The 19,533-nt window shown below is 40.1% G+C and carries 13 protein-coding genes; 10 read left to right on the plus strand and 3 right to left on the minus strand.

What is annotated here, in order from left to right:
• Window positions 1-45 precede the first annotated feature (45 nt).
• Window positions 46-1,167, plus strand: coding sequence for a hypothetical protein (locus PLZ15_14785; GenBank protein ID HOI31009.1), 1,122 nt, complete (start codon window positions 46-48; stop codon window positions 1,165-1,167).
• A 21-nt stretch (window positions 1,168-1,188) separates the two neighbouring features.
• Here the strand turns inward: PLZ15_14785 and PLZ15_14790 are convergent, their stop codons facing one another.
• Window positions 1,189-2,082 (minus strand): DUF4835 family protein, encoded by an 894-nt coding sequence (locus PLZ15_14790; GenBank protein HOI31010.1) that lies wholly within the window; start codon window positions 2,080-2,082, stop codon window positions 1,189-1,191.
• A 90-nt stretch (window positions 2,083-2,172) separates the two neighbouring features.
• Here PLZ15_14790 and PLZ15_14795 point away from each other — a divergent pair, with 90 nt between their 5' ends.
• The 9 genes from PLZ15_14795 (at window position 2,173) to citF (ending at window position 15,232) form a co-directional block, all read left to right on the plus strand.
• Window positions 2,173-2,958, plus strand: a complete 786-nt coding sequence (locus tag PLZ15_14795; protein ID HOI31011.1) for a hypothetical protein — start codon at window positions 2,173-2,175, stop codon at window positions 2,956-2,958.
• Between the two features lie 11 nt (window positions 2,959-2,969).
• Entirely contained in the window at window positions 2,970-4,955 is a 1,986-nt protein-coding gene (locus tag PLZ15_14800) for a helix-hairpin-helix domain-containing protein (GenBank protein ID HOI31012.1), read from the plus strand.
• 91 nt (window positions 4,956-5,046) lie between these two features.
• Entirely contained in the window at window positions 5,047-6,225 is a 1,179-nt protein-coding gene (locus PLZ15_14805) for an isocitrate/isopropylmalate family dehydrogenase (protein HOI31013.1), read from the plus strand.
• Window positions 6,226-6,322: 97 nt separating this feature from the next.
• Window positions 6,323-7,957, plus strand: a complete 1,635-nt coding sequence (locus PLZ15_14810) for a carbon starvation protein A (protein HOI31014.1) — start codon at window positions 6,323-6,325, stop codon at window positions 7,955-7,957.
• A gap of 11 nt (window positions 7,958-7,968) precedes the next feature.
• A complete protein-coding gene (locus PLZ15_14815; protein HOI31015.1) occupies window positions 7,969-8,505 on the plus strand; it encodes an HD domain-containing protein in 537 nt (178 codons plus the stop codon).
• Between the two features lie 189 nt (window positions 8,506-8,694).
• Window positions 8,695-10,671, plus strand: coding sequence for a homoaconitase (gene lysF / locus PLZ15_14820; GenBank protein ID HOI31016.1), 1,977 nt, complete (start codon window positions 8,695-8,697; stop codon window positions 10,669-10,671).
• Window positions 10,672-10,933: 262 nt separating this feature from the next.
• Entirely contained in the window at window positions 10,934-12,457 is a 1,524-nt protein-coding gene (locus PLZ15_14825; GenBank protein ID HOI31017.1) for an MmgE/PrpD family protein, read from the plus strand.
• Entirely contained in the window at window positions 12,414-13,634 is a 1,221-nt protein-coding gene (locus PLZ15_14830; protein HOI31018.1) for an aldolase/citrate lyase family protein, read from the plus strand. Before PLZ15_14825 ends, PLZ15_14830 begins: the two co-directional genes overlap by 44 nt.
• A 2-nt stretch (window positions 13,635-13,636) precedes the next feature.
• Window positions 13,637-15,232 (plus strand): citrate lyase subunit alpha, encoded by a 1,596-nt coding sequence (citF, locus tag PLZ15_14835; GenBank protein ID HOI31019.1) that lies wholly within the window; start codon window positions 13,637-13,639, stop codon window positions 15,230-15,232.
• A 61-nt stretch (window positions 15,233-15,293) separates the two neighbouring features.
• On the opposite strand, the gene PLZ15_14840 is transcribed toward citF, so the two are convergent.
• Window positions 15,294-18,401 (minus strand): efflux RND transporter permease subunit, encoded by a 3,108-nt coding sequence (locus tag PLZ15_14840; protein ID HOI31020.1) that lies wholly within the window; start codon window positions 18,399-18,401, stop codon window positions 15,294-15,296.
• A 14-nt stretch (window positions 18,402-18,415) separates the two neighbouring features.
• Window positions 18,416-19,522: an efflux RND transporter periplasmic adaptor subunit gene (locus tag PLZ15_14845; protein HOI31021.1), complete on the minus strand. Its 1,107-nt coding sequence runs from the start codon at window positions 19,520-19,522 to the stop codon at window positions 18,416-18,418.
• Between the last annotated feature and the right edge of the window lie 11 nt (window positions 19,523-19,533).

Raw genomic sequence — 19,533 nt, forward strand, 5'->3', positions numbered from 1 at the left:
TCCGCGGGCAGATCACTTGAAGATCTGCCCCCTCAAAAAGGACTTATGGATAAAGTTCATATCGAAACAGTATCCTCAAGAAAAGATCTACTTGAATTCATCAAATTCCCCTGGCAGATTTATAAAGACGACAAGTATTGGGTTCCGCCTCTTATTTACGACAGAAAAAAAATCCTTGATAGAAACAACCACCCATTCTACCAGCATGCTGAAGCTGAGTTTTTTATTGCCAGACGAAACGGTAAACCGGTGGGTAGAATTGCAGCTATTAAAAACGATCTTCATAATAAATATCATAATGATAAAGTCGGATTTTTCGGATTTTTTGAATCGATTAATGACCAGTCGGTAGCCGACTCCCTTTTTGATGCAGCAAGAAACTGGCTGAAAATGAGAGGCTTGACCGATATGCGCGGGCCGGCAAATCCTTCCTCCAACGATGAATACGGAATGTTGATTGAGGGATTTGATGACGAGCCCCGTATTCTGATGAGTTATAATCCAAGATACTATCCGTTACTTTGTGAGAATTACGGTTTAAAGAAGGCAAAGGATCTTTATGCATATAAGCTCGAAAATCAAAAAGTAACGGGTTCAGATAAACTGAGACGCGTTGCTGAAATTGCACAGAAGAGATCAGGAATTAAAATTTCCCCGATCATTATGAAGGATTTTAAAAGAGAAATTGAAAAAATAAAATTTGTCTACAACAATGCCTGGGCTCCAAACTGGGGATTTGTGCCGATGACAGATCCAGAGATTGATGTCATGGCTAAAGAATTGAAACCGCTTGTTGAACCCTCTCTTCTGCTTTTTGGAGAAATTGACAATAAGATAGTAGGTTTCGCATTAGTATTGCCTGATTACAATTATATTTTTAAACAGATGAACGGAAGACTATTTCCGTTCGGTATAATTAAACTCCTAACTCAGAAGAAAAAAATTAAATGGTCAAGGATCCTAACTCTCGGGATAATTCCCGAATATCAGAAACGGGGTCTGGATGCGGTTTTTTACTGGGAAATTGTTCAACGTGCCGCAATGAATGGGATTTTTCTTGGCGAAGCTAGCTGGATTCTTGAAGATAACGATATGATGAACCGAGGTGCCGAGACGATGAACGGCGAGATCTACAAGAAATACCGGATCTACGAAATACCTGTCTAACCGCTCAGATTAACCAGAAAACTATTTAAATGCCTCGTCATATTTTGAAATATGCGAAGCGTCGATCTTCTTTAGGATATTAAAAATATTCTTATCGGAATAATCCTTCAGATACTCAACAAACTCGCCCGCCTTGGCATCGAAGAAAACTTTAAGAAATACACTTCTGGGATCGATCTGTTCCTTTGCTTTTTCAAGATTCAGAATCAGTTTTATAATATTAGTCTGTGCTTCAGCTTTAGTTTCAGGCGAATGAAATATATCCAACCCGTTGTAGTGATAATCAAAAATATCCTGGCGTAGCTGCTGATACTTTGCATTAAGAAGGTTTTCGGCAAGCCCTCGGCGGTTGTAGGCTGTACTTTTAGTCTGCCATCCTTCCGAGAAAGCGCTGCTGGCGCCTCTCACACAAAGATCGAGAGCTTTAGAGAAATATTCGGAACCTCCGAGGCGATAATAGGAGTCGAGATCGAAACCGATTATAATATAAGCGTAGTAATCGAGCAGACTGGTTAGAGGATCGAAATCTGTCTGATTAAAATACATTGCCTGATTTCTTTCGTACTTAAAGTTCCAGCCGTTATCCATAATATTCAGCATAAGTGAGCTTCGGGGAGTTCCTTCAATGACGCGCTGACTGGCGACAACGATCTGAGCACTGTAGGAGAGTTCATCCGACGAGCCGGTAAAGAAAATATTGAAATTGCATTTAATTTTATCTCCTTCCCAGTTCTGCCGTGTAAATTTGTTATTATTCAAATAATCCCTTACCTGGGTCGCAAAATTAATCAATCTGTCTTTTGCAGCTACAGGCAACTGTTCATAAGTTACATTAACGGTAGCATCCAATTCCTGTGAGTAGACTTTTTGAGCAAACACGAGTAAAATGACTGCCAGGGCGATGAATTTTTTCATAAAAACCACTTTTGTTTTTTTCAAAATATGTAATTGATATATTTATTACAATCATTTAAATTTCAATCCGTGAAAAGGCAATTAATTATATTGCTTTTTTTACTCGTTAGTTGGTCCCAAAGTTTCAGCCAGTACCACCCCGGCACCCGTCAAATTGCTCTATCTCACTCGGATATTTCATTCAGCACCGATGCATTCTCTGTTTTCAACAATCCTGCAGGATTAACTTTCCTAAAAGAACGGGTGGTTGGATTCTATTATTCGCCTTCCCTATTCGGGCTGAGTGAACTTTCATTGGCTTCCTGTGCATATTCAGAGAATTTCCAATTCGGGTCTTTAAGCGCAGGTGCAATAATTTATGGATTCGAATTATACAGAGAGACAAATTTAGCATTCGGTTTCAGTAAAAATATTTCACAAAATATTTCCATTGGATTAACATCAATCTATAATCATTTCTCAATTCAAAATTACGGTTCCAATAGTGTCTTTACATTTAATCTAGGCTGCATCGCAGAATTATCGAAATCTATTAAGATCGGTTTACTTGTTGAAAATATTACCCGCAGTTCGATAAGTAAAGAAGAAGATCAGATTCCGGTTACTTTCAATTCAGGAATCGGTTATAAGACAAATGACTATGTAAAATTTTATTTCAACCTTCGAAAGGAACTCCACTATAATCCGACTTTTAGTTTCGGCGCCGAGATTTCACTTATAGATTTTCTGATGCTGAGATTGGGAGCTTCAAATGAACCGGATATTTTTACAGGAGGATTCGGAATTAAATATTCATTTGTACAGGCAGAATATGCGGTCATTTCACATCCGGAACTGGGATTCAGTCATCAATTCGGGATAATAGTAAGTTTTTAAAATAAACTATAATGAAATTTTTGCACTTCATAATTTTTCTTCTGTTAATTACAATTAATTCAATTGCACAGCAAAAAGATTCGCTCCGTAATGAAGATATAATCGGCGAACTGCTTGAAGAAGCGACAATAGACATAGAGGACTCGCAGATTTATGATACAATAGAATATTTAATGCAAAACAGAATCGACATCAATAAAGCAACTATCGGGGATATAGTTAACATTCCCTTTATTGACATCAATACTGCCGCTTCGATTATAAAAGCAAGGAAATTAAAAGGATGTATAAACAATCTGGATGACTTACGAAATATTGATGGGATAGATCTGGAAATAATAGACAGGATCAGTCCGTTTATAACATTTTCAACAGATGAGAGAAATTCAATTATTGAGAATATATCAAATCTGTTTACTGATCTGAATTTGATTTACAGATTCAGGGTTGAACAGGATCTTCAATTACGCGATGGTTTTCGGTCGGATAAGTTTCCCGGTCCCAGGCAAAAAATATATAACAGGTTAAGATTAAACGGGTCGAACAGGTTTAACGCTGGAATACTGATTGAAAAAGATCCGGGTGAAAAATCGATTTACGATTTTAATTCATATTTTGTAAGAGTAAATAACCTTCTCTTCTTCGACCAGATAATCGCAGGCGATTTTCTCTTGAATTTCGGTCAGGGTCTTGCATTATGGGGACCATACGCATTCAGCAAAGGGACTCAGGCAACCGGGACATTCTCACGTGGGGGAAGTTTCGGGAGCGTCTACTCAAGCGCCGATGAAAATCAGTTCTTCAGAGGAATAACCGCCTCAATAAAACTGGGACCTCTATTCATAACACCTTTTTATTCATCTCTCAATAAAGATGCCTCTATAGACACAATTACCGGGAATATATCTTCATTAATAAATGACGGATACCACCGGACAGAAACAGAACTAAAGAAAAAGGATAAGGTAAACGAGAAAATTTTTGGTGCGGCTATTGATATTAATTTTGATCAGGATAGAAGCCTCGGCTTTTTATTCTATAATTCAAATTACAGTAATCCTTTTAGAAGCGATAATTATTTCAACCTTCCTGGAAGAAGATTCAATTATTTGTCAGTTTATTTTTCAACTCTGTTCTCGCCCTTGTTAGTGAGCGGAGAAATAGCTTCAGAATTAAAAACAATCACTTCGGTTTTCTCGGCACAGATTTACATTGATAAAAATATTTCCTTTATGATATCCTACAGAAATTTTCCTTCAGATTATTTCAATATCTACGCAAACAGTTTTGGTGAAAAGAAAAATGCATGTAATGAATCGGGCTTTTATACGGGGATACGGGTCAGAACCGGTTACGGTACCTTCAATCTTTATTACGACCAATTCAGGTTTCCGGTTGCTTCGCGTAATTACCCATTTTCCTCAACCGGGAACGACTTCTTATTTTACTACACGAACAAAATATTTTCGAACACGGAACTGAAGATTAAATTCAAAAGGGAGAGTAAGGATTCGGACGAGATAATTGAGAACAGATACCAGCTTATAAGAAATATAAATACTAATATCAGAACAGAGATTGAATTAAGCACCGAAAATAGAATCCGAATAAAAACACGTTTTGAATTCGTTAGTGCAAAAGTCCCGGTGCTTCACATTTCGGAAAAAGGTTACCTTCTCTTTCAGGAAATAAGATTAATTCCTGTTACTGATCTCAACATAGATTGCCGGTTAATTTTCTTCAGGACCGATTCATACTTATCACGTATCTATCAATTTGAAAACGAACTGCCCGGGAAGATGACCAATCCGGCATTATCCGGAGAAGGCATGAAGTGGTATTTGCTTATCCGTTACAGAACAAATTGGGGTTTCTCCATATCATTCAAATATTCCGAATTATATCAGCCGGATAAACTCAGCCTGGGAAGCGGCGATATGGAAATTCATGGTCCGCTTGACAATAAATTAAGTTTACAGGTCGACTTTAATTTTTGAACAGGCTTTTTAATCCTTCCGGAATTGCTTGCCAAATAACCCTTTAGTCTCTAAGTTGCAGATGCAAATTTCTAAACAATAAGGATAAATAATGAGAACTATTGTCGCACTTCCAGGAGATGGTATTGGAAAAGTAGTTTTACCGGAAGCAATAAGATTATTGGAAGCTGCCGGTTTCAAGGCAGATTATGTATGGGGTGATATCGGCTGGGATTTCTGGTGCAAGGAAGGAAACGCATTACCGCAAAGGACGATCGATTTAATTGAAAAACACAGGATTGCTCTTTTCGGAGCAATTACAAGCAAACCGAAGGATGCGGCCGAAAAAGAACTCGATCCCTCACTTCAAGGTAAAGGATATGTCTATTTTTCACCAATTGTTTCACTGAGACAGAAATTCAATCTTGATATCTGCATCCGTCCCTGCATCTCTTTCAAAGGTAATCCTCTCAATTTTATAAGACGGGATTCGGGTTCGGGATTCGAAGAACCTTTAGTAAATGCAGTTATCTTCAGACAGAACACAGAGGGACTTTACGCAGGAGTTGAATGGACCAACCCTCCCAAAGTAGTCCGCGATGCATTTGAAACTAACTCAAAGATGAAAGCTTTTAAGGATGTACCCAGTGAAGAGATGGCAATCTCAACGAGAATAGTAACCAGGAAAGCGAGCGAAAGAATAATCCGGGCGGCATTTGAATATGCCAGAAAATACGGCTATACGAATGTAACTCTTTGCGAAAAACCGAATGTATTAAGAGAGACATCCGGAATGATGTTTAAAATTGCAAAACAGATTTCGAAGGAATACCCCGGTATCGCACTATGGGATACTAATATAGACGCACAGATGATGTGGCTTACCAAAAATCCGGAGGAATACGGTGTGATAGTAGCCGAGAATATGTTCGGGGATATAATTAGCGACGGATTTGCCGGATTGATAGGCGGACTCGGATTTGCATGCAGCGCAAATCTGGGGGATCAGTACGCAGTATTTGAACCTACACACGGAAGCGCGCCTAAATACGAGACGCTCACTCCATCAATTGTAAATCCGATTGCGATGTTCATGAGCGCCGTAATGATGCTCGATCATATTGGCGAAAATGAAATTGCTCAAAGAATAAAAAATGCAATCGCACGCGTTGTTGAAGAAGGAAAAGTAAGGACATATGATATGATGAAATTAAAAGGCGGTCCGGATGTTTTTAAAAATGGTGCCGCTACAACAGAACAGATGACAGACGCAGTAATATCGAAACTTTAATCCGACATTTTAATGAGGCAGAGGTGTAGTAAGCATAAATAGTTGTTCCAATAGCTTTTTATATCTCTCCTCAAAATTTAATTAGAGAGGAAATTCCATGAGCGGGATAATAATAATTCTTTTTGCCATGGTTGCATTCGGATTTGCCTACCGTTATTACGGAGGATTTATAACCCGCAAGTTAAGCGTCGATAATAAAAACCAGACACCCTCCCACACTATGTACGATGGTGTGGATTACTGCCCGGCGAAGACACCTGTTTTAGTTGGCCACCATTTCGCTTCGATTGCCGGAGCGGGTCCGATAGTTGGCCCCATAATCGCGGCAAGTTTCGGATGGATACCGGTTTATGTCTGGATAATTTTCGGCGCAATATTTATCGGTGGCGTTCACGATTATACTTCAATAGTAGCTTCAATCCGCCACAAAGGAAAATCGATAGGGCAGATTATCGACCGTTACATCGGTCATAACGGCAAGAAGTTATTTCTTCTCTTTGCCTGGGCCACATTAATTCTGGTTATTGCGGTTTTCATGCTTATTGTTGCGAGTACATTCGCAAGCATTCCCAGCTCTGGCACTTCCTCACTACTTTTTATTCTGCTAGCTGTAGCATTTGGCCTTACCGTTTACAGGTACAAAGCGCCGTTATGGTTATCATCGGTTATAGGAGTAGCGCTTCTTTTCTTCTGCATTTACCTTGGGAATATTTTTCCCCTTCAATTAAGCAGCCAGGTATGGATCTATATACTAATCGGATACATTTTTGTTGCATCAGTTACACCTGTCTGGATTTTATTACAACCAAGGGATTATCTTAATTCATTTTTCTTATATGCACTGATGATCGGGGGAATAGCTGGACTTTTCTTTACAATGCCGGAAGTACACCTGGCTCCGGTAACAAATTTTAACATTGACAAACTAGGATTTCTATTCCCTGCTCTTTTTGTTACCGTTGCATGTGGTGCAATCAGCGGATTTCATTCAATAGTTGGTAGCGGAACAACTTCCAAACAGCTTGACAAGGAAAAAGATGCAAGAGTTGTAGGTTACGGCAGTATGCTTATTGAAGGGATACTTGCAGTGCTTGCTTTATTATCGGTTGCGTCATTAGATCAGCAGCATTTTCTTGAACTCCTTGAGACCAAAGGAGCCGTAGCTGCATTTTCAATAGGAGTTGCAAACTTCATACATAATATTCCCTTACTTGGAATTTCGACGGAAGTTGCAACAAATTTTGCCGCACTTGCAGTGTCCGCATTCGCACTTACAACCTTAGATACTGCAACTAGATTGGCCCGGTTTTCATTCCAGGAATTCTTTGAAGTCAAAGATAAAAAAGAGCAAAGTATTTTAGTTAGGAACCGATATGTTGCAACAACAATAACGGTAGCATTCGGTGCGGCTCTTACATTCAGCGGACAGACTATGTCGATCTGGCCGGTATTCGGTAGTGCCAACCAGTTATTAGCGGCAATTGCTCTACTGGCAATTACTGTCTGGATTGCCAATATGAAACTCAATTATTCATTTACTGTTTACCCGATGATCTTTATGTTCGCCGTAACTTTAACGGCGCTTGCTACTCTTTTTTATACAAACATCAATAGCAATAATTATGTCCTTTCATTGATCTCTGTACTTCTTTTTGTTCTTGCACTTATACTGGTTTATCAGGCTTATATGGTATTAAGAAAAAACAATAGTGAAACTATCCCCGCTAAATAAAAGGAAAAGAAATGTTAATTGAAGAAGTTAAAAAACTCTGGCCGGAATTAAACTTGATTAAAGACGATTCATTAAGAGAAAAAACGCTGAACGCATGGGTTTACGCAATTAAGAACTCAGTCCTTACACCGGAAGATCTCGAAGTAATTCCTTTCTCACTTCTTATTACGGATTGCAACGTATCATTTATGAATCATAAACGAACCTGTGTTCAATTAGCTGTAGAAATAGCTAACCGAATGAAAGAGAATTTCGGAAATTCGATTACTATTAACATGGATTATCTGATTGCCGGCGCAATTTTAATTGACGTGGGTAAACTTATAGAATACGACAAAGTAAACGGAAAGCTTACTACGAGCCATGCGGGGAAACTTCTCCGTCATCCTTTCAGCGGAGTTGCAATTGCCGACCGTTTCGGTCTACCCCCTGAAGTTCTTCATATCATAGCATATCATTCTAAAGAAGGGGATCTCGGAAAAAGATCGGTTGAATCGATAATTGTTCATCACGCGGATTTCGTTTCTTTTGAACCTTTTAAAGCGTGAGTCGGGGAGAGTAAGGATTGATTCACAAAATGAAATTTCCCTGCTTCAAGAATATTGTTGCTGCTGGGATAAAATTAAAATCGGAGAATTACTAAATCGTGTTTTCGCTGTGCTGTTAAAAAAGCTAAAAATGTATTCAAATTAAATTTTCGTCTTCCATATGATATTTCACCTTTAACGGAGAATTGAATGAACCAGACTTTAATTGAAAAAATCGCACAGAAATTTGCTTACGGATTACACAATAATCAGAAAATCCACGCGGGTGATTATATATCAATAAAGCCGGCTTATGTAATGACGCACGACAATACAGGTGCGGTAATTCCGAAATTCAAAAGCATCGGTGCAACAAGACTTTTTAATCCCCGCCAGGTTGTATGCACACTCGATCATGATATCCAGAATAAAGATGAAAAAAACCTTGCCAAGTACAGAAAAATAGAAGAGTTTGCTAAATCGATGGGTGCAGATTTTTATCCCGCAGGCCGGGGTATTGGTCATCAGATTATGTGCGAGGAAGGATATGCATGGCCTGGTACAATGGTAGTTGCATCTGACAGTCATTCCAATATGTATGGCGGATTAGGGTGCCTCGGTACTCCGATAGTCCGGACCGACGCCGCTGCAATCTGGGCCACCGGAAGAACTTGGTGGCAGGTCCCTCCTATTGCAAAAGTTGAGTTAAAGGGAAATCTGAATAAAGGAGTCACAGGCAAGGATGTGATAATCGCCTTGTGCGGCTTTTTCAATCATGACGAAGTATTGAATCATGCAATCGAATTTACAGGCGAAGGTGTAAAATTTCTGTCGATTGACCAGAGATTAACCATTGCCAACATGACTACGGAATGGGGCGCGATGGCAGGTCTCTTCCCGATTGATGATGTGACTCTTAATTGGCTGAAAGAGAGAGCCGGTAAAGTAGCTTCACGGGGTCTGGAAGGAGTTCCTTCAGATACAGATGGTAACGGGAAGCATCCGCGTATGAACCAGATCAGAATTAATGAATTGGAGAATGAAATTCCGGAACTGGAACCTGATCCGGATGCATTCTATGCAAAAGTCCTAACATTCGATTTAACCAGTGTGGAACCTCACGTATCCGGTCCGAACACGGTTAAGACGATGAGCCCGGTTTCAGAGATAAAAGACAAACAGCTGAAAATCCAGAAAGCTTATCTTGTATCCTGCGTGAATTCGAGAGTTGATGATATTGCAGAAGCCGCTGAAGTTTTACGCGGTAAGAAGATTGCCGAAGGAGTTAAATTCTATATTGCTGCGGCTTCGAGTGAAGTGCAGTCCGAAAGTGAAAAACGGGGCGACTGGCAGACACTACTCGATTCAGGGGCAATTCCGCTTCCGCCGGGATGCGGCCCATGCATTGGAATGGGAACAGGACTATTAGAAGACGGTGAAGTGGGAATCTCTGCAACAAACAGAAATTTCAAGGGGAGAATGGGATCTCCGAATGCACAGGCATATCTGGCTTCTCCCGCAGTCGTTGCCTCCTCCGCACTGAATGGCTTCATTACTTATGATTACACTCAACCTCACGGTAATTTAATTGGTGAGATTAAGATCAATTCAAGAACCTCTTCGGTAAAAGAACCGGTTCAGACAATTGATGGATTCCCCTCTTCACTGGAAGGTGAACTTATATTCTGTCATCAGGATAATCTTAACACAGATGGAATTTACCCCGGCAAATACACATACCAGGATGATATGACGCCAGAACAGCAAGCGGCAGTAGTGATGGAAAACTATGATCCTGAATTTGGAAGAATCGTAAAAAAGGGAGACCTGCTGGCAGGCGGATTTAACTTCGGTACTGGAAGTTCGAGAGAGCAGGCAGCAACCGCATTAAAATATAAAGGAATTCAGCTTGTTATTGCAGGTTCATTCAATGAAACTTACAAAAGAAATGCGCTTAACAACGGGTATCTTTTAATAGAATGTCCTGAACTTATTAAAAATCTAAAGAGCAAATTCGGTACAGAAAAATTAACAGTAAAAACCGGTATTAGAGCAGTGATTGATTTTGCTAAATCAATTTTGTCTGCCGATGGAACAGAATATCCAATTGATCCGGTTGGTATTGCAGCTCAGGAGCTTATTGTTTCGGGCGGATTGGAAAACTGGGTTAAGAAGAATTTAAGCTGATAAAAAATCATAAGACATTTTATCTAATCGTTTTTTATATCATATTTATTAGTGTTTCTTTACGAATTTGTGATTAGCAAATAGCTTTTGAGCCGGCAAAAGAATAATTTTGTTTCAGTTAAAAATTGAATTGTTAATGCTTGCAGATAGAATAAATACAGAAAGAGAATTTTTCCCCTTCCTCAACTTTCCTAAGATTTTCGAAACCAACTGGCAGAACAAATAACCTTTTTTCACATTTTAATTTATAAGGATAACCACAATGGAGAAGTCCATCTCGCGCGTTATTTCTGAGTTTGCAGTTAACCTGAAATATGAAGATTTACCAAAAGAGGTAATAAATGAAGTAAAAAGATATTTATACGATTCCATAGGATGTGCATTCGGAGCTTACGGAACTAAAGATGTAAACATCATCCGGGATATATTAAAAAACACCGGTGGACGAAAAGAATCCACTGTAATAGCATTCGGTGATAAAATTCCTGCAGTGAATGCAACTCTAGTAAATTCTTTAATGATCCGTTCACTCGATTTCAATGATATTTACTGGAAAGAGGATCCCTCGCATCCATCCGATATAATACCAGCCGCGTTATCGGCAGCGGAAATGGTCGGCGCTACAATGAAGGATGTAATTGTTGCGATTGTACTTGCCTATGAATTCGAACAGAGACTCTGCTTATTTGCCAAACCGGGAATACGGGAACGGAAGTGGCACCATGCAACTTTAACTCAATTCGTATCCCCCATCGTTGCCGGTAAAATACTCGGCTTGAATGTCGATCAGATGGTAAATGCAATCGGAATAAGCGGTTCTCATAATCATACCATCGGATGCCCCACTGCCGGCAGGCTGACAATGATGAAGAATACAGTTGATCCGATGGCTGTACAGAGCGGTGTCTTTGCTGCTTTGATGGCTAAGAGAGGTTATTCAGGTACCGAAAAAGTATTCGAAGGTAAAGAAGGATTCATGGATTGCTTCGGCGGCTGGAATGCTAAAGAGGAAAAACCGGAACCGGTAATCATGAAAGGCCGCGAAGGAGAATCCGAATGGAGCTGGGATATTGATGCTCTAACAGGAGGTCTAGGAAAAAGCTGGAAAATTCTTGAGTGCAGCATGAAAGCCTTCCCCACCGAAGCGTTAACACATACTCATATTTCAGCCACTCTTAAAACCATTATTAATCACGATATAAATTATGATCAGATTGACAGAGTAACAGTAACAACAATTGCGCGAGCATGCGACATACTTTTCGATCCTCACAAATACAGACCGGAATCCAGGGAGACAGCCGATCATTCACTTCCATACTGTATTGCAGCAGCTATTGTTGACCGTAAAATCACAACTCAATCCTTCAGCGACGAAAAGCTGAAAGACCCGCGTATATGGAATGTGATCGATAAAATCAAGGGTGAAGCTTCTCTGGAATTCGAAAAGATGTTCCCAGCCAAACAGCCGTCGAAAGTTAAAATAAGAACTATTGACGGAAGAGAATATTCAGAATACCTTGAATATCCGAAAGGTGATCCGCGTGAACCGATGTTGATGGAAGACCTCGACAATAAATTTATAGCGCTCTCATCCGGGTTATTAAATGCAAAAGAGCAAAAGAAGATTAAAGAGATTATCTTTAACTGTGAAATACTTCCGGTTCAAAAATTTATGAATTCTCTGGTGTTGAAGAAGAAACCGGTAAAGAAAAAAAATTATTCTGTTAAAAAGGTGAAAAATGCAAAACTTAAAAAGAGCAGGCGCGGGAAAACAAGGAGATAAAGTAAGATCCGATTGTTATATCGAGATAGAATTAACAAAATCGGGCGGGATTGAATCGTCCCTCCAAAGTAAAGTTGATTCTATGTACGGCGAGACTATTAACGATCTTATGATAACGATGAGCGATTTCTTCGGTCTTAAGAATGCATTAATAAAGACAACTGATTATGGAGCACTTCCATTTACAATTGCCGCCCGTTTCGAAGCGGCTTATAAAAAACTCTTTCCGGAGGATCAGAAAGAATTCCTACCGGAGTTCAATAAAAAAAATCTGTACGGGTCATCACGTGACAGGTTACGAAGAAGCCGGCTCTACCTTCCTGGCAATGAACCGAAGTTTTATCCTAACGCAGGGCTTCATAACTCCGACGGAATAATTCTTGACCTTGAGGATAGTGTTGCTCCATCCGAAAAGGATGCTGCTAAATTTCTTGTCAGGAATGCATTATGCGCAGTTGATTTTTACGGCGCCGAAAGGATGGTTAGAATAAATCAGATTCCGCGGGGACTTGATGATCTCCATTACGTTATTCCTCATAATGTTCACGTTATTTTAATTCCCAAGTGCGAATCCGCTCAAACTGTCCTGGATGTAGAGGATGAGATCAACCTTATTAAAAACAGCAGGGATATAAATTCCGAAATATTTCTTATGCCGATAATTGAGAGCGCACTCGGTGTTGTAAAAGCATTTGAGATAGCAACAGCATCCGATAAAGTTTGCGCGCTCGCAGTCGGATTGGAAGATTATACTGCTGATCTGGGAGTTGAAAGAACTATGGAAGGTAAGGAGAGTTTTTACGCACGTTCTGCAATCATAAACGCCGCCCGGGCAGCGGGTATACAGGCAATTGATACGGTCTTCTCGGATGTTAATGATATGGAAGGACTGAGAGCTAGTGTTATTGAAGCAAAGTCACTCGGATTCGAAGGCAAAGGTTGTATTCATCCCCGTCAGGTTCAGGTTGTTCACGAGGCGTTTGCACCTACAGAAAAAGAAATAGAACGTGCGAAGAAAATTATTATAGCGTTTAATGAAGCCGAGAAAAAAGGACTTGGAGTTGTTGCTCTTGGAAGTAAGATGATCGATGCACCTGTTGTTAAAAGAGCCCGGCATACAATTGAACTCGCAATATTAAACGGTTTATTAAAGACCAACTGGGCTGACAGCAATTGAATATGAAAACCAAACTATTATCAATACTATTGACTAAAAAGATGAAACTGACAAAAAACTCCGCAGACAGATTTGTTCCTATCGAGGTTAATGGCCAAAAGCAGATTCCTTTTAAAGGCATCGGTAAACATAAACCTGACGGAAGGAGAGCAAATCCTTCAATAAAATCCTGTGCAGATTATCCCGGGGACGGAAATAAGATTGTAAAAAATCTTAGAGAGGCACTAAAGAGAGCAGGATTAAAAGACGGGATGACAATTTCCACTCATCACCATCTCAGGAACGGAGATACAATTGCCAATAATATTTTTGATGCCGCACATTCACTCGGAGTAAAAAACTTAAGATGGTTTCCGTCTGCCTCATTCCCCTGTCATTCTCATCTGCTCCGGTATCTTACCGACGGCACAATTCACCACATTGAAGGAAGCATGAACGGTCCTCTCGGTAAATTCACAAGTGAAGGTAAGATGAAGGGAACGGGAATACTCCGTTCTCACGGCGGCAGGTACCAGGCGATTCAGGACGGTGAAGTTCATATTGATATAGCAGTAATAGCAGCGCCAACTGCCGATCCGTTCGGAAACGCGAACGGTGTGCAGGGCAAATCGGCTTGCGGCGGACTCGGTTTCGCTCTCGCGGATTCCGAGTATGCGGATAAAGTAATTGTTGTAACAGATAACCTGGTTTCTTTCCCGTGTGTTCCATGGCAGATTCAGGGTAATAACGTAGACTATGTTGTGGAAGTCGATTCTCTCGGCGATCCTTCTAAAATAGTGAGCGGAACAACTGAAATGACTAAGAGCCCGGACCGGCTCTTAATAGCCGAATACATCGCAAAGTTTATGGATGAGGCCGGAATTGTTAAGGAGGGATTTTCATATCAGGCAGGAGCCGGCGGTATAAACCTTGCGGTAATTCTTTTCCTTAAAGAGATTATGAAAAGAAAAGGTGTGAAGGCGAGATTTATAAGAGGCGGTTCAACTAAATACCTTGTCGAATTACTAAAGGAAGGATTAGCAGATTATATTCTTGACGGCCAGACTTTCGATCTGGATGCCGTGATCTCGATGCGTGATAACGCGAATCATGTTATGACAACTCCGTTTACAAGCTACAATTATCACAGTAAAGGGAATTTTGCATCAATAGTTGACGCGGCCATTCTCGGAGCTACTGAGGTTGATATTAATTTCAACGCAAATGTTGTAACTCATTCCGATGGTTACCTGCTGCACGGAATAGGAGGATGGCAGAATTGCCTCTTCTCTAAATGCACTATACTTGCCGTCCCATCTTTCAGGGACAGGATTCCTGTTATACTTGATGAAGTGACCACACTTTGCGGACCAGGTGAATTAATAGACGTAATTGTAACCGAGAGGGGGATTGCTATTAATCCGCGCAGAAAAGATCTAATCGAAGCTACAAAGAATTCAAAACTTCCGATCCGTTCAATTAAAGAGATTCAGAAGGAAGTTTATGAAATTTGCGGCGGCCCCCCTGCTAAACCGAAAATAGACAAAGAGCGGATAGTTGCAGTTGTGAAATGGGTTGATGGGACATTACTTGATACTATTTATAAGTTGATTGGATAAATAAAATAGTCTTAGCTGATCTCACGATTAACTAAGACTATTAATTACAGATATTCAGCTTTTAATTCTGTTTTCTTTCTTTTCTCTTTCTGAAATAGTTTTTCACTTTTTCGCCTGCATGCTCAAATATTACATAAACTACCGGAACAACAATAAGAGTTAAGAGAGTTGTAGCCGACAGCCCTCCGATAACAGCTCTGGCAAGAGGAGACCATGTTTCTGCGCCTTCTCCCATTTCAATTGCCAGGGGAACCATACCCAGAATTGTAGTTAAAGCAGTCATTAGTACCGGCCTCATTCTTGCTTTACAGCCGAACTCAACAGCTTCCAGCAATTCCATTCCTTTTCTTCGCTGTTGATTGATATAATCAACAAGAACAATTCCGTTATTAACCGCAATACCTACCAGCATGACAACACCTACCAGGGCCATAACGCTGAATGTTGTTCCTGTTATAGCAAGAAATATAACAACCCCAATGATTGAAAGAGGAACCGTAAACATAATTATCAAAGGATCCACAAGAGATTCGAATTGAGATGCCATTATCATGTAGACAAGAATTATAGCAGCAAGGAACGCAAGAGCTAAATAGAAAAACGCTTCCTGCTGATCTTCAGCCGTACCGCCAATCAAAACCTGGTATTCGGACGGGACCGGAGTTTCTTCAATTATTCTTTCTATCCGGTCAACTGCAGCAGAAAGATCGATTCCGGATAATCCGCATCCGACTGATACATAGCGGCTCTGATTCTCGCGGAAAATAGTAGGGCTCGACTGCTCTTCAGTAATTTCAGCAACATCCTTCAATTTTATTCTGCCGCCGGACGGTAATGCTAGTTCTAATTGTTCGAGAGATTCCTTTCTGTTTCTGTATTCCTTATCGAACCGAACATAGACATCATATTCATCACCCTGTTCTCTGTAATGGGATGCCACCCTTCCCTGAATTGCAGTAGAGATATTTCCTGCCACCTGTACAGTCGATAAGTTATAGAAGTTGAGCAGATCTTTATTCAAATGAACCTGAAGTTCAGGAGTTGTCTCTTTTGTATTGAGAGAAATATCGACGAGACCCTCAACCTTTTCCATTTTCGATTTAAATTCATTGGCAATCGCCTTTGCGCCCGCCACATCAAATCCTATTACTTTTACCTCAATATCTTTCTCCGTTGTAAAAGCACCGCCCTCCTGGAATATGTAGGTCACTCCAGGCAAAAGATCAAATTTTTTCCTTAGGCTATCCTGAATTTCAAACTGTGATTTCTGCCTTATACTGCGCGGTTTCAGTTTTAGAAACAATTCAAGCGTACTCGAAGTTGTTCCAAATGCGCCAATCCCTTCCCTCTCACCATAAAAAATCGAGACCGATTCAAAATCCTCTTTTGCGACTACATCCTTAATAATATCCTCAATTTGATAAGCATAAACCCTCGTCTGTTCTATCGGTGTTCCCGAAGGTGATTCGAGAATTACATTTATCAATCCCTGGTCCGACTTCGGAAGAAATTCCCCGCCGAGTAAAGTTGCCAGTCCAATAGAAAGTATCAATAATCCAGTAACAGAGAACATCACTGTTTTTTTATGGTTCAGCGACCAGTGAAGAATTAATCTGTATTTCTCTGTTAGATCTGAGATCCATTGGCCGATTCTATCTTTAAACCTGGAAAAGCGGTTCTCCTTTTTATTAACCTCGATATGAAGAATTTTTGCCGACATAAGAGGTACAAGAGTAATAGCAACGACAAGCGATACTAATAAGCTGAATGTAATTGTAAGGACCATATCTTTGAATAACTGACCGGTAATATTCGGTACAAACAGAACCGGGAGAAATACAGAAACTGTGGTTAGGGTTGATGAGGTAATAGCCATACCAACTTCCTGAGTACCAATATCCGCAGATTCATAAAGGTTCTTATCCATTTCCCTGTGGCGGTATATATTTTCAAGTACCACAATTGAGTTATCTACTAGCATACCGATCGCAAGAGCGAGACCAGCCATCGAAATTATATTAAGTGTAAGATTTGCGGCAAACATAACGGCAAAAGTCGTAATTACAGAGACAGGAATTGAAATTCCCATTATCAAGCTGCCGCGGAAATTCCTGAGGAAAAAATAGATTACAATAAACGCAAGAACGAATGCGATTATTGCGGTATTCTTAAGATTATTAACCGATTTAAGAATAAACTCGGCCTGATCCCACATCACAGATACTTTTGTTCCCTGGGGTAGTCTTGAAATAATATCCGGAATTGCCTCATTGACATGCCTGCTTGTCAAAACCGTATTTGCGTCGGACTGCTTCATAATAACAAGCATAATTCCTGCACCGTAATCGGACCTTACTTCATTAGTATTCTCTTTGAAGCCATCTTCAACAACGGCAACATCTTTGAGATATACCGGTATACCATTCCGATAAGTAACGATAGTGTTTTTAATCTGATCGAGAGAGGAATACTCGCTCATCACACGAAGGTTATACGTCTTGCTTGTTGTCTCTATTGTACCGGCAGGTTGTAATCCGCTTCCGAACTGAACAGTCTGAAGGACATCATTCGGAGATAAGTTGTATGAGGCAAGAAGGACCGGATTAATGTTTACATTTATTTGTCTCTGCTGCCCGCCCATTGTTTGAACGGAAGCTACTCCATTAACTCTTTCGAGTAAAGGTTCAATCTTCTCCTCGGATAATTTTCTTAATTCGGCCGGGCCGAGATAAGGAGAACTTATAGTAAGATAGCTGATCGGCATCATCGAGGGATCGAAAACGAATACTAATGGCTCAGTTGCGTCAGCCGGGAGATAATCCCTTATAAAATCGAGATTTTTTCTTATATCATTTTCCGCGATATTCATATCCGTGCCATACTTGAATTCAAGCATGACCATTGAAGTACCTTTGGAAGATTGCGAACTGACTTTTTCGATATTCTTAACGGAAGAGACAGCTTCTTCAATAGGTCGTGAAATCAGATTTTCGACATCCTCCGGGCTTACACCGACATAACTTGTAATAACACCGGCAAACGGGAATGTAATATCGGGGAAGAAATCGATTTTCAATTGAGAGAATGAGAAGAAACTGAAAAAGATTATCACGCCGTAAATCATTAAGAGTGTAATCTGCCTTTTAAGAGAAAATTTTGTTAATAGCATTTTATTAAATATCCTTATTCAATTACGTTAACTGATTGACCTTCTTTAACAATATTCTGCCCGACAACAATTATTGAATCGCCGATATTCAGTCCGCCGGTAATTTCGATCTGACCGTTATTTGCAATTCCTGTTTTTACTTCCACCATCTTTGCCAATCCGTTATCAATTTTAAAAAGATAAAATTTCTTTATTAGTCTCTGCAATCCGGTTTGCTTATCTATGATTATTTCTGTCTGCGGAATCAGTGCTGTTTCAGGGACAACCATACTGTTTTCTCTCGAATCCGTCTGGATCATAAATTCCGCAAACATACCCGATTTAATTCTTCCATCGTTTGATAAGAGATTAATTTCAACTTCGAGAGATTTCGACATCTGATCGATAGCAGTATTAATCTTTTCAACAACTCCGTTAAAATTTACGCCCGGAAGCGTAGGAACATTTACGAGAACCTTCTGACCTGTTTTAACATAATGAATATCAGTTCCGCTAAGGTAGACTTTGGATTTCATTCGCGAAGGTGAAAGGACCTGCACTACCGGCTGTCCCATATTAACGGTTTGATTCTCTTCTACATAAATTGCTGCAACCACACCGTCAAACGGTGCTTTAATAAAACTGTTTTCATACTGTTCTTTAGCCTGCTCGTAGCCCGATTTTGCCTGATTGTAAGTCTGATCTGCTGTTTCCTTTCCGGTTTTAATCTGATCGAACTGCTGCTGACTGATTGCTTTTTCGGAATAGAGTCTGCTCATCCTCTCGTAATCCTGATTGGTCATTCTAAAGTTTGCTTCGGCAGTTTTAAGTGTAGCTCCGGCTATATCGAGTCCCTGTTTTAAAATATCATTTTTCTGTTCGGCCAGTATCTGATTTTTAGCAACTCTCTGACCCGGTTTAACATAGACCTTTACAATCCTTTCGGGAATCTTGCTAAGCACCATAACATCCTCTTCCGCCGAAATAGATCCTGTAACACGAATATACTTTGAAATTGATTCGGACTGAACTTTATAGATTTTAACAGGGACGGATTTTTCGACACTCGTATCCTCCTGTTGAGTACATGAGATCGCGAAGAGCGAAACAAAAAAGAGAAATAAGAATTTTCTAGTATTCATTTTATCCTCGG

Source organism: Melioribacteraceae bacterium (genome assembly GCA_035362835.1).
Taxonomy (GTDB): Bacteria; Bacteroidota; Ignavibacteria; order Ignavibacteriales; family Melioribacteraceae; genus DSXH01.